10 protein-coding genes are annotated in these 13,213 nt (G+C 48.8%); 9 read left to right on the forward strand and 1 reads right to left on the reverse strand.

Translation table 11 applies throughout. From position 1 onward, the window contains the following. Positions 1–425 precede the first annotated feature (425 nt). From CQ050_RS09760 to CQ050_RS09795, 9 genes are all read left to right on the forward strand, one after another. The gene (locus tag CQ050_RS09760; protein WP_146121010.1) at positions 426–1,079 is read left to right on the forward strand and encodes a hypothetical protein; all 654 of its coding nucleotides are present in this window, start codon (positions 426–428) and stop codon (positions 1,077–1,079) included. 130 nt (positions 1,080–1,209) lie between these two features. Beyond that, on the forward strand, positions 1,210–2,106 hold the full coding sequence (locus CQ050_RS30675) for a hypothetical protein (protein ID WP_146121011.1): 897 nt from the start codon (positions 1,210–1,212) through the stop codon (positions 2,104–2,106). A gap of 92 nt (positions 2,107–2,198) precedes the next feature. After that, a complete protein-coding gene (locus CQ050_RS30680; RefSeq protein ID WP_146121012.1) occupies positions 2,199–2,813 on the forward strand; it encodes a hypothetical protein in 615 nt (204 codons plus the stop codon). 346 nt (positions 2,814–3,159) lie between these two features. After that, entirely contained in the window at positions 3,160–3,483 is a 324-nt protein-coding gene (locus CQ050_RS09770) for a hypothetical protein (protein WP_146121013.1), read from the forward strand. Between the two features lie 131 nt (positions 3,484–3,614). Continuing rightward, complete coding sequence (locus CQ050_RS09775; protein ID WP_105556637.1) at positions 3,615–5,741, forward strand: ATP-dependent endonuclease; 2,127 nt, start codon at positions 3,615–3,617, stop codon at positions 5,739–5,741. Next, a complete protein-coding gene (locus CQ050_RS09780; protein ID WP_105556638.1) occupies positions 5,723–7,660 on the forward strand; it encodes an ATP-dependent helicase in 1,938 nt (645 codons plus the stop codon). The genes CQ050_RS09775 and CQ050_RS09780 overlap by 19 nt, the downstream gene beginning before the upstream one ends. A gap of 233 nt (positions 7,661–7,893) precedes the next feature. Continuing rightward, on the forward strand, positions 7,894–9,309 hold the full coding sequence (locus CQ050_RS09785) for an ATP-binding protein (protein WP_105556639.1): 1,416 nt from the start codon (positions 7,894–7,896) through the stop codon (positions 9,307–9,309). A 7-nt stretch (positions 9,310–9,316) separates the two neighbouring features. After that, the gene (locus CQ050_RS30685) at positions 9,317–10,084 is read left to right on the forward strand and encodes a hypothetical protein (RefSeq protein WP_146121014.1); all 768 of its coding nucleotides are present in this window, start codon (positions 9,317–9,319) and stop codon (positions 10,082–10,084) included. 208 nt (positions 10,085–10,292) lie between these two features. Then, complete coding sequence (locus CQ050_RS09795) at positions 10,293–11,420, forward strand: HNH endonuclease (protein WP_105556641.1); 1,128 nt, start codon at positions 10,293–10,295, stop codon at positions 11,418–11,420. Positions 11,421–12,292: 872 nt separating this feature from the next. On the opposite strand, the gene CQ050_RS09800 is transcribed toward CQ050_RS09795, so the two are convergent. Next, positions 12,293–13,141, reverse strand: a complete 849-nt coding sequence (locus CQ050_RS09800) for an SAM-dependent methyltransferase (RefSeq protein WP_105556642.1) — start codon at positions 13,139–13,141, stop codon at positions 12,293–12,295. Between the last annotated feature and the right edge of the window lie 72 nt (positions 13,142–13,213).

The following is a 13,213-nucleotide window of genomic DNA, read 5'->3' on the forward strand; positions in this document are numbered from 1 at the left end:
GTGGAGGGGAAGTGAGAGGAAAGCTCGGCGGGTATTGAGGCCCTCGCGTAGGGAAATTCGCATTAAGGAAAGAGCCAGCGCAGACAACAGATCGGTATCTGCTTATGTGTGGCCGCTTGCATGCGGCTTTTGACCTGCCGTAGATCAAAGTTAGTAACTGAGGTAACATTTGGAATCTTTGGCCGACCTTGGCCCTGAAGTCTGGCTTCGGGGCGACGTAATCAGCATCGATTCGTTAAGCCAAGTTGTCATTTGCGGTTTGCTTGTGCATCAGCTTTGGCAAGGTCGGCGGGCATCACACCGCAAGAGCAGCCCAAGCACGGGACAGCACAATCCGCATCATCGGTCGGGACTCGGAGTAACGCGCGCATAAGCGCTTTCCGAGATAGAGAGTTTCTATCCTGCAACCTTAGAACGAGATGTTGATGTTCCGTATCGCTATCGCAGCAGCAGTTGTCCTCTCCCTCGGCGCTTGCACGACCGTCAAGCACGCACCGATCTCCCAAGATTCCCTGAGCAAGCTGGAAGGAAAATCCATCGTTTCCGCCCGCTATGGCCAGCCCGACTTCACTGCCTTTACCGCTGGTAAGGCGGCATTCGCGATGCTTGGCGCCGCCGCCATGGTCACGGAGGGCAATACCATCGTTAAAGAAAACGGCATCGAAGATCCAGCGATTGCGATCTCTGCCGGACTGCAAAGCAAGCTAGCCAGCTTGAAGAACACCACGGCTGTGAACGCATCTGGCGTAGCAGCTAAAGATGATGTCGCAACGGTAGTCGCCGCCAGTCCAGGCGGCGATTATGTTTTGGACGTGAAGACGCTGACGTGGATGTTCAATTACTACCCAACGGATTGGGCGCATTACCGGGTCAGCTATGCGGCTAGGTTGCGGCTGATTTATGCGGCGACGAAGACTGTGGTGGCGGAATCGTCCTGCGCTGGAGTGCAGGGGGATGATAAGAATCCACCGACGAAGGATCAGTTGCTGGAGAACGAGGCAGGGTTGTTGAAGGGGTATTTGGCGAAGCTGGGGGAGGCGTGCACTGACGTGCTGGCTCGGGACGTGTTGAAACTTTGAGAATGTATTTTTAGCTACGCCTCGTTCCGTACACCCGTATCGCGCAGTATTCGGCCCTAAAGATGCTCGCAGCGAAGTTGGGTATCGTAAGTTAGGGCCTAAATAGATTAGATTGATCTAACTCAGCGTTATGGTTGTCGCACACCACCAATTTTCTTCGAAAATGGACTTAATTAAGAGCCTTATCCGATTTCTGATCATGGTACCGCCAGTGTTCGTTTTGATTGGCGCTGTAACCCTTTCTTTGCTTGGATTCGGGGTCGCGCTCGCCATTGAGAGCGTGTTCGGTGTTCCTAGGGGAATGACCTATGACTCGCCCTTGGATCTCTTCAATTTGGGGGGGCATGTCATTGCGGGAGGGCTGGAGTTCCTAGATGGGTGGCGGAAGTCCGCGCAATTCAGGTTAACAGCGCTAAGCGCAATGTATGTTGGAATTGCAATTAGTGCTTTGTGGCTGGTTTGCCGGGGGCTTGCAGGGCAAAAAAGAACTCCAGAAGACGACGGAAACTGTCGATCGGCTAGTCGCATTCCCGGATTAAATACTGCACGCCGTTTCGGGTATTGGCTATTTAAAGAGAAACTGTGCCTGGTTCCGGTGCTGCTTGTAGGTTCGATTCCATGGTTGTGTGCTTTTTCGATGGCATTCGTGCTTGTTTTGTTTTCCTGGATACCTCTCATGGGTTACGACATAGCAAAGGAATACCTTCATGGCTGGATTGTCGGCGCGGAACATTGTGCGCCCGTAAGTAGCCGTCAGGAGAGGTTGAGTATGCACAATCGAAATGCAGGGGCGGAGCGTAAGTCATCTGAAGACGTAAGAATTACTCCGTGCTTATCTTTGTGGAAGGGCGGAACGATGATAGCCGAAGGTCGACATGTTGTTTCCACAGATAAGTACATTATTCTTTTTGATCCAGTGACCGGTGGTGTTCAGTTAGAGCCAACTGATGGAGTAACTGTGCGTGTAAAGGGGGCGTCGGTATCTGAGCTTTATCGGCTAATCGACAGGATAGATACAGAAGAGTGATTCTCGCAGTTGAAATATTAGAATGAAAAATCCCTCGTGTTCTGAGCGAGAGTTTCCCTCAATTCAATTTTTTCAAGAAACCGGGAGGGAGTGTGAGCAACGATTTTGAGACTGGCTTAGGAAAATTAGAGGCGATTAAGACACGCTTGGATGCCGCACCTCTTGATGTATTGGCTGAGTCGTCAAACGTGTCCCCAGCCGATTGCGAATTGATGGGGCGCTTTATACAGCAGTATTGTTTTGCTGATTTGAATGCGCGGCGAATTATCGATCTATTGCAGCATGCCGCTTTAGGGGAGTGCGCCCGGAACGCAGGAAACCTTCGAGATGCTCAGGTGTTTCAAAAACTTCGCGACGTGGCTAGCTCGTTATGGGCTTCTGATTTAAAAGATGGCCTATTTAGGGCTAGCGAGACAATAGAAATGCACCGAGTCCATCGCCATAATTTCGCCCACTGGGCCGCACGGCGTGTAAGGGGCGAGGATGCACTGATTCTATTTACTCTGAATGCAACTGAAGCTAGGCGGCGTACTGGAAGTCCCCCGGAATCTGGGGAACTTGTGTATGCGCTTGTTTCGACTATAGGTCTGCGGGAGGAGCTTGATAAGCTCGTTGGACATACTGAGTATCTTGCTATTTCAGCTGCCTATATCGATCAGAATTTTGAATTGTTCTCAAAAAAATATGCTGGCGATTTGGCAACTTGATTTTGTCTATGAAATAAGCTGACATGCGGCCATTTTCCAAGATTCGCTCGGCAAGCCGAAGGGAAAACCGATCGTATCCTCTGGATAAGGCCATCCCGACTTTACTGCCTTCGCTGCTGGTAAAGCGGCATTCTCGATGTTTGGCATAGCCGCCATGGTCACGGAGGGCAATACCATTGTGAAAGAAAACGGCATCGTAGACCCTGCGATTGCGATTTCTGCCGGACAGCAGAGCAAGCACGCTAGCTTGAAGAACACGACGGCTATGAACGCGTCTGGCGTGGGCACTAAAGATGGCGTCTCAACGGTAGTCGCCGCCAGTTAAGGCGGCGATTTTGTTTTGGACGTGAACATGCTGACATGGAGGTTCAATTACTACCTGACGGATTGGGCGCATTACCGGGTTAGCTATACGGCAAGGTTTCGGCCGATTGCTGCGGTGACGAAGACCGTGGCGGCGAAGTCGGATTGCGCCGCGGGGCAGGGGGAGGACACGAACCCGCCGACGAAATATCAGTTGCTGGAAAATGGGGCAGGGTTGTTGAAGGAATATTTGGCGAAGGCGGGGGGCTTGTACAGAAGAGCCGGCGCAGGACGCATTGAGGCTCTGAAGTGGGTTGGTATTAGCGAAACCTTTTCCGAGCGCGTCATTATTTTCAATCAATTGTAAAAAAGAATGCTGCAAATATCGACTCTTATTCTGCTAGGAGGCATACCGTATGTTGAAAATTTCAGCAGAGGTCTGATATTGAGCGGCGGGTGACGAATGGCCAGATTTGGATTCAGAGTGAAAGGAAATTCATGAAAATAATCTGCATAGAGATCAAAAATTTTCGGTTGTTGAAAAATTTTTCAATAGAACTGGAGCAGAATCTGTCCCTTGTTATCGGGAAAAATAATTCAGGTAAAACCTCATTTTTGGCTGCTTTAGATAAATTCCTTAATTCAAGCGAACGTAACAAAATATCGTATGATGATTTTAATGTCGATTTGAAAGATGAGTTGGTAAAAATTCTCACTGGGGAGATGTCAGTCGCTGACGCGAATCTGTACGAGCCGTTAGGGTTAAAACTGCGGCTGCATATAAAATATGAAGAGGAAGACGATCTAGGTTCTGTTGAAAATCTAATAATGAGTCTGGATCCCGCAGACGACAATATAATTCTCGAGTTCTCTTATGAGATTAACCGCGAGACTCTTCTGCGTATGTTGGCAATCTATAATAATGATAAAGTAAGTTATGACGGGGATCCCACGCTTTTCCTGAAAGATAAGCAGCACGATTATTTTGGTCAAATAAGAAGGAAGAGCGTAAAGCATAAAGAGGAAAGCGTTTTTATAGATCTAAATAAAGAGAGCATCAGCCTCCAAAATGTTTTGTCTTTCAAGAGCATCAGCGCAAAAAGAAATGTAACCAACAAAGAAAATGATAAAACACTATCGGCGCAGACATCCCAGATATATAAACGGACTGCTGAAAGCCTAGAGCAGGAAGAGGCCGTTGCAGATTTCAAGAAAGAGTTGCGAAGAACTGATGGGGAGTTGAGTGGAATATATAAAAAGATGTTTGCGGGGCTGCTGGATAGCGTCTCAAAATTCGGCGGTATAAAAGGAAGCGAGACACATATAAAGATCGCGTCCACCTTACAGCATCGAGAATTGCTAGATGGCAATACAACAGTGCTGTATTCACACGACGCGCACGATCTGCCTGAGCATTTCAATGGTCTCGGGTACATGAATCTCATCAGCATGATTTTCGACATCGAAATGCTGATGGCATCATTTAGACGAGCCCTCAACGAAAAGCCTGCAGCACTGAATTTGCTCTTTATTGAGGAGCCAGAGGCCCACACCCATCCTCAAATGCAATATGTGTTCATAAAAAATATAAAATCTCTCCTCCAGGAAAATCGCATTCGTGAAGATGGTCTTGTAATGAATTTACAGACAGTAATTACGACCCATTCTTCGCATATCGTGGCGGAATCAGATTTTGATGATGTTAAGTATTTGAAGAGGATCGCGACTACAAATGGTGTGGATGCAAGAAGTCTGAAGTCGTTGAAGGAAGAGTATTCGTTAGATGCGGACAGCAAGAAGCATTATAAATTCTTAAAACAGTATCTCACTTTAAATAGAGCTGAACTTTTTTTTGCCGACAAAGTAATTTTTGTTGAAGGAGATACTGAACGAATACTTCTTCCGGCCATGATGAGAAAACTGGATCAAGAATTCCCGGATGCCGAATGCCCTCCGCTGTTATCCCAGTACGTGTCTGTCGTTGAGGTGGGCGCGCATGCTCAAATATTCGAGAAATTTATAAATTTCATCGGCGTCAAAGCGCTGGTAATTACCGATATAGATAGTGGGTACACATCTCCTGTATTTGAAGATGATAATGTAACGCCAAAGCTACATAAAAATGGCAAACAGGTTATGGAGACGAATGTATGTCTCCCTAACGATCCTAGGGCTGATCACACTGCAAACTCTGCACTAGTTTTTTATCACCAGAAGGCGCGTACAGACCTGTCTTACTTCTTGGGCCTTCAACTAGCCGATAAGGTATTGTCGAAAACTTCTGGTTCCTGGGTGAGAACTCTTAACGGCCAAATGCTCTTGGTATTCCAGTCTGCCGAAAGCGGATATCACGGCAGAAGTTTTGAGGATGCATTTTTCGCCCTCAATAAAGATTTCTTGGGTTTAGAGGCGCATAGATTCCCCTCCTTGGCTGCGAAGTGGTTCGATCAATATGTCTCGGGAGATTGTGATGCGCTTACCTTCGCAGCGAAGGCGGTGGGCAGCAAGCCATCTCTTGCTATCGAGATATTGCTTAATAGCGCCGAAGAAGGCGTTCAGTCTTTCGCGAACTGGAAAATACCTGCGTATATAAGAGAGGGGTTGGAATGGCTGCGCAAACAGTAAATACCATGGTGTTGAGTGATGAGGCAACTACGATCCTTGCTGCCATGGAGCGAGGTCAATCCTTTCTGCTCAGTGGTGGTGCGGGGAGTGGAAAGACTTATTCGCTGGTTGAGATTATTTCATCTTTACTTCAAGCTTATCCTCTGAAGAAAATAGCGTGCATAACCTACACTAATGCGGCAGTCCGCGAAATCGAGGAGCGTGCAAACAATCCGAATCTTCGCGTATCAACTATTCATGATTTTCTATGGGATTCAATAAAGCACTTTCAAGTCGAGTTGAAAGAAACTTTGCTTGCCCTAATAAATGATCCTGAGATTACGCGATTTATTGTGACCAACCGGCGTGGTGAAGTCCAGACCTTGGACCGACTAGATGAGCCTGTAAGCTATAGGGAGTATGTGCGGCTCGCAGAGGGCGTAATTTCCCACGACGAACTCCTGCATGTAGCTTATGAAATGTTTAAGCGCCATGAAAAGCTATGTCGAATAACGGAATCTCGCTTTCCAATTATTCTTGTGGACGAATATCAGGATACTGACGAGAAAGTAGTGCAGATTTTGCTTAATTTCTTAGGCAAAAAACGGCGAGGTAACGTGGTGGGATTCTTCGGCGATGCAATGCAGGCAATTTATGAAGACGGTGTCGGCGATTTAAGTAACTTTATTGGTGACGGGCCGGGCAAGGTCGTTGAGATAAAAAAGGAACAAAATCGTAGGAATCCAGAGTCAGTAATTGCGCTTGCCAATTCTTTACGCAATGATGGTTTAGTGCAGCGCGCATCCCTAGATATAAAAGCACCGAATATGCTTCCGTATGGAACATTAAGGTCCGGGAGTATAAAATTCCTGCATTCAAAGGAGGCTAACGTGGATTTGGCTAAAGCATGCCTGGGATGGGATTTTTCTGACTCAAAATCCACGAAAGAACTGAATCTTACGCATAATCTGATTGCGGAAAAGGCTGGATTCCCCGAGCTTATGAAATTGTATGACGGGGACAAAATCATTGATTACGTAAAGAGAATTAAAAATTTCATAAAGAGTACGGTACCTGATCTGGCCGTTGAAGGGAAAACCCTCGGTCACGTGATCGACGAACTAACGGCCGGGAAAGATACGGCCGAGCTGAAACTCATTATGCCAACCAAAGGCATGGAGGCATATATCGCGCAATATCGAGATGTTTTTGATATTGCGCTTTCTATGCCGTACGAAGAGCTTGCAAGGATGTATATTGACAAAGATCAGTTGGTCGATGATAAAAAGAATGACCAAAAAGATACGGGTCGGCCAAGTTCGAGTCGAGACGATTTGATAAAACATCTTTTTAAGATCCAGCGCAATGTTCAATTGTATGTGACTGGAAACTTCAATGAGTTTCTTCGAATTACAGACTATAGAGTTTCCTCTCAAGCCGCGAAGAGAGCGTTGAGGGACAAGATGGAAGTTTTGTGTAATGCAGGCGAAAGAACGATTCAGGAGATTATTGAGCTAGCTGACTCAGAGGGGATAGTCAGAATTGACGACAAGTTAGAACGATTTAGAGTACAAAAGGAATATTTGTATAACAGAGTATCCAAGGTGGCATTCTCTGAGTTTCAAAGTCTATATAGCTATCTTGAGGGATATACACCATTTTCGACTCAACATAAGACCAAAGGGCTTGAGTATGAAAACGTGCTAGTTGTGCTAGATGGTGGAAATTGGAACAACTACAATTTCAATTATCTTTTCGCAGGCCGACAAGACAAATTAAGTGTTGTTGAAAGAACGCGGAAGATCTTCTATGTTTGTTGTACTCGCGCGAAAGAAAGCTTGGCTGTTTTTTTTCCTGCCCCATCAGCAGAGGCGCTTCAACAGGCCGAGATCTGGTTTGGCAGAGCCAACATTGTGGACCTGGATCAGCAGCAAAAATAATCAAGATGTGTTGATTGTCGACCGAAGGGGTTGGATGAAATTTTGCGGCGATTGGGTACTGATGATGAAGTTTGAAATTTATTCTCAGTATTGTCATCCTCTCGGCGGTTTTTTCGGCTACGCGATAGCACCGATAATAGAGTCTCTGCGTTGGACCTATAGGTGTGAGAATCTTGGTGCTGCAGAAGGCGATGGGAAAACTCGGCGATAAGTAAATTAAGGGGATTGGAGCAATGCAAGTTCGACAAGTCATCAGCCGACGGGTTTCTGTTTCGTTCGGCCGAAAACGTGACCGCGCAGATAATTGTGTCGACATAATTACTGGGCCTAACGGCTGCGGAAAAACCGAGATTCTTGAAGCGCTGCTGCAATATGTGACCACGTCGCCCGCTCACGTGGGGCACAGTCGATGGCCTGATGTCACCATGGATGGCATTCCAGATAAGGTTGTCGTTCAGACCTTCAGCCCTTTCTCACGTTTTTTGGCGCCGCTCGAAGACAAGACGTTACTTACAAGAAAGTACATCGAGGATGGCGTTTCTCAAGACAAGTATGTCTGTGTTGGACTTCATAAGTCGTCCCGAAATGTCGGGACGGGCCTATCGCGGAAGGTGCTAGAAGAAGCTCTGTTCAGGCTTAGCGAAAATCCTGAGTCGGCGGAAACTCTATTTTCCGTCCTGGAAGAACTTGGCTTCCAAAGCGAACTCAGCCTTCGATATAGGCCTAGAGCCGGGTTTGCCGAGGCGTTTAATAGTGAAGAGCCTCGCCACTTTATGGACGCGTATCTGTCCAATGCTCGATACCTCGAGAAATCTCTACAACGTGATAAATTGCTGCTCAGCGAGCTTAATTCAAGTGATGCCAGAAATTTTCTTGGAGTGCTGCACCATTCAATTGATGTCGTCGTAGAGCACCGCCAAAGTCACCGTAAAGACTACCAACTTTCGATTTCACTTCGCGACGTGCGACGGGATTTTCACACCATTCAGTCTTTCGCATTTCTACGTCGCCTTGGCCTTCTTAATCTGACATCTTGCGAACTTAAAACGAATGAGCATGAATCGATAGATGTGGCAAAGACTAGTTCCGGCCAACAGCAAATGTTATGCGGCGTTTTCGGCCTTGCCACATCTATATCAAGTGGTTGTATCGCATTACTGGATGAGCCTGAGCTAAGCCTTCATCCAGAATGGCAATTGAAGTTTGTGGATGCGATTTTCAGAATCGTCAGCACTGTGCAGGGTTCTCATATTATCGTGGCGACGCATTCCCCATTGGTGGTTCAGCAAGCGGTACTACGCGGAGCTGATGTTGTACAGATGGGAGAAAGAGCTCACGATTCAGCTTTGTCGTCGCGTTCTATTTCTGAACAATCGGTATCAGTAGAGGAAGCGCTTGTTGACATCTTCCACACCCCAATTGCTGGTAGCGCTCACGTTTCGAATGAAATATTCCAGGCTGTGCTCAAAGCGGAGACTGGCAGCATTAGCGAAAAGTATGAGGCGCTTGCGAGGCTTGAGCAACTCAACGAGTTGTATCAAGACGAGAAGGAAGGGAAGACTGGACGTCTCGTCAGAGATGCAATTCGACTTATAAATATGTCTGATAATTCGCCGCTTGGTGACAGTGCCGTCCGCAACGACGGGTGAGAATATTATGACGTTTAGAGATAAGGCTGCACGTTTGCTGCAACTTACTGAGATAAATGAGGCAGAGCATGGAACTATCAAGTCGGATGGGGCATTAAATCACCACCTTTGGTCGGATGGTGAGTATCTGCATAGAGATTTAGTTAATAGATTTCGGGCTGAAGTAAAAGATCATTATTTTTGGCACCAAGGATCGAGGTGTTGCTACTGCAGCATGGAACTTCAGTATCACGGTCGTGTTTTCGATGCCGAACACATCCTCGATAAATACGGTTTTCCGGAATTTATGTTCTTCCCAGATAATATTGCCGTTGCTTGTGTGATATGCAATACGCACAAGTCTACAAAGTCTGTACTCACCGGCAACGACGTGAGGCCTGTGACCATTCCAACACAATCTGAAGACTACAAGATTCTTCACCCTCATTTTGATGAGTGGAATCATCATTTACGGTTCGACGATATTGGCCGAATTTTGCCGGTTGAGGGTAGTGCTAAGGGTACTGAAACTATATCGATTTGTGCGATGGATGGCATTAACTTCTTGCGACTGGCGCAGAAGTTTTCTCCCGGGTCGCGCAAAGACGCGTATGAGTTGATGTGTAAAGTGGTTGGCTACAGGAGTCCTCGTAAAATTGAATACGCACTCACCCTTATGCAAGAGCTCGCGGAGCAGTCCCCTGATGCAATTGCTGTAGTTGAGACACTTAGGGAGAAGGTTACGCAGATGCAAGCTCAGAGGGCTGCGGAAGCCGCCGCTGCCATCGCTGGCTAATATCTAATGTCGGGGCTCTGCGTCAGCGTTATTTCACTACCATGCGAGCGTTCATGCTTAGTGCAATCCGGGGCACTTCTTATCCTTCGACCGTTGGCCGTGTCTGCCAGCTGCAATCATGTACCAACGAAAGCGATCTTGAAAGGTTGGAGAGGTAGGAGCACTAAGGTTCCGTAAAGCAGATTTAGCACTAAAGGTAAGAAAAGCTATGGTGAAAGGTTGGAGCAATGAAGAGCTCATCGCTTCTGTCGAGGCTTATCGGCGACTGGCTCAGCAGCGTGAGACCGAATTTGGCCAAACGAAGAAGCAGGTCTATGAGGAGTTGGCCATTCGATTTGGTCGTACCGCGAAAGCGTTCGAGTACCGAATGCAAAATATCTCAGCGGTGCTCGACGAACTAAATTTGCCGTGGATCCCCGGACTGAAGCCAGCCAAGAACGTCGGCAGCGCCATGAAGGCCAAGCTCATTCAATACGTTCAAGATACTGAGTTTATGAACGCTACTGCGATTGATGACCTAGAAGGCAGACTTGAATGGGAGAAGGTACTTGCGGCCGTGACGCAACTTGGGGGCAATGCTAGTCGAAGGCAGGTCGAGGATTGGATCCGCTCCCGTGACCCGGGGTACAACAAAAAGAATTTGGCAGACCTATATATGATGGCCGTCAATTCTCCAGCCCGCACTGGTTACTCGCAAAATCGTAAGCCTCGTAGAACTGATGAAGGTAGCCGCTACGACAAGCTCTTCAAGGTCGGCGAGGGAATCTTCGATATTTACGATCCGGCCAAGCATGGTATTTGGGAAATCTATTCCGACGCGTTATCGGGGAGTCGACAAGGGGTCTCAATTCGACGGATTTCGAGTCCTATGGAGGGCGCATTAGCCGTCGCGGAGAAGAATGCCGAACAAACAGCCGCCTTCGACCCTACCGATGTGGCCGATGCCAGAAGGCGCGTAAGCGCTGATATTGTTCGTCGTAGAGGACAGCCCGCTTTCCGAAAAGCTCTGCTAGACGCCTACGGCAACGCCTGTGCCATTACCGGGTGTAGCCTGCCTGCAGTGCTTGAGGCTGCCCATGTCCTTCCTTATAAAGGCGACCACACTAACGTTGTATCCAATGGGCTGTTGCTGCGGGCAGACATCCATACTTTGTTCGATCTAGGGCTGATCGCCATCCAATCTGAGGTGATGGTGGTGCGGGTTTCACCGGAACTGGAGAACACCGAGTACGGAAGGTTGGACGGCTCCCCGCTCCGGCTCCCAAAACAGAATTCGCAACGAGTAAGCCAGGATGCCTTGGATTGGCACTGGAATCATCGTAGCTGGTGGGACTAAGCGAGGAAATTTTTCTCGTCCCTTAGCGGGGTTGGGCATGAGCGTCCTGGCCGATGAGGCTAACCGTCGCATCGAAAAGGAAGCTTGCATATCTCGATACCCGACGCGACTATCCGGTTTGAATCTCTGTCCTACATCCTTCTGAATAGTTATACGAAGGCAGGTGGAGCCGACATTGGTTATCTGTCGGCTCCGTCGGATGGGCTCTAATGGACTGGCGTTGTCGTTTTTATTGTCTCTGTAAGGCTCGACAATGGTTCCTCGGGCACAACGGCTACAAGTCCCGCTAGGTGATCGCAAAGACTCTCGACGCCGCCCATCAAGTTCGACATTACCCAAGCATCGAGCGGTCGCTCACCCGAAGCCCCTGGTTCATTCACACTATTCCCCACAATCCGAGCAATCGCCCAGATCCCCTGGCAAGCACGCTCCATCTTCCGCAAATCATCAAACCGCACAACGCCAAACTCCGGATCATCCGGCGTGGCCCAACGGTCATATGTGAAAGGGTTGTCTTCCATATCAGCCTCCTGTTCAGTCAGACCCACTCCCCGCTGTCAATCGGGGTGGGCGGGCGCAAGGCCGGGTTGACAGACCGGTAACAGGAGCAACCGGCGCACGCGAGCGTGCCCCGGCCAAGGCCCGCCCATAGCAGGGACGTGCTTCGGCCTACGGACGTAAAAATGCCGCTATTGCAGCGGCTGTCCGCTTCCTGTTAGAACCGGCTGTCAAACCGGACGGTCATTGGTGTGACCGCAGGGCGAGTATACGGCGGAACTCTTCGGAAGCAGCAATCACCAGAGTGGCAGTTTTGTCTCATGCTGGATGAGACCCAAAAAACACAAAGGGCTCCGCAGAGCCCTTCGTCATCTTCATGCAGCCACCGGCACAAAAAACCGATCCTTCAACTCCTGCAACCCAATCCTCTCCAACATCTCCGTCAGCCTCTCCGCAGGCTTCCTGGTCGGCAGATTCTTATACTGCGCTACGATCAGCTCATTCTTCATCGAATGCTCCCACCCGACCAGCTCCGTCACGCTAACCTGATACCCATGCGCTTCCAGCTGCAAGCACCGCAGCACATTCGTAATCTGGCTTCCAAACTCCCGCGTATGCAGCGGATGCCGCCAAATCTCTGCCAGCGGATCAGCCAGCGCCTTGCCTTTATTCTTCCTAAGCACAGAAGCCACTTCCGCCTGGCAGCAAGGCACAACCACGATGTATTTAGCCTTCTTCTCCAACGCAAAGTGAATCGCGTCGTCCGTCGCCGTATTACAAGCGTGCAACGCAGTCACCACATCAATCGTCGCCGGCAACTTATCAGACGTGATCGATTCCGCCACAGAGAGATTCAAGAACGACATCCCGGCAAACCCCAGCCGTTTCGCCAGTTCCTCTGACGACTTCACCAGTTCTTCGCGAGTCTCAATCCCATAAATATGGGACCCCTTCCCGACGGCGTCTTTCTGTTCCTTGAAAAACAAGTCATACAGAATGAACCCCAGATACGACTTACCAGCCCCGTGATCCGCGAGCGTTACCGCGCCGCGTTCTTGTTGGACGTCTTTCAGCAGCGGCTCGATGAACTGAAACAGGTGATAGACCTGCTTCAATTTACGGCGGCTGTCCTGGTTCATCTTGCCGTCGCGGGTCAGGATGTGCAGGGCTTTGAGGAGTTCGACGGACTGGCCGGGGCGGATGTCGTGGGTTTTTTCTGACATGGGGGGAAGGCAAAGCGCCCCGCTAGTGGCGGGGCGCGTAGTGGCGCGGAAAGCGTCAGTTTAACGAAAACG

This window comes from Achromobacter sp. MYb9, from assembly GCF_002975275.1.
In the GTDB taxonomy this organism is placed as follows: Bacteria; Pseudomonadota; Gammaproteobacteria; order Burkholderiales; family Burkholderiaceae_B; genus Achromobacter.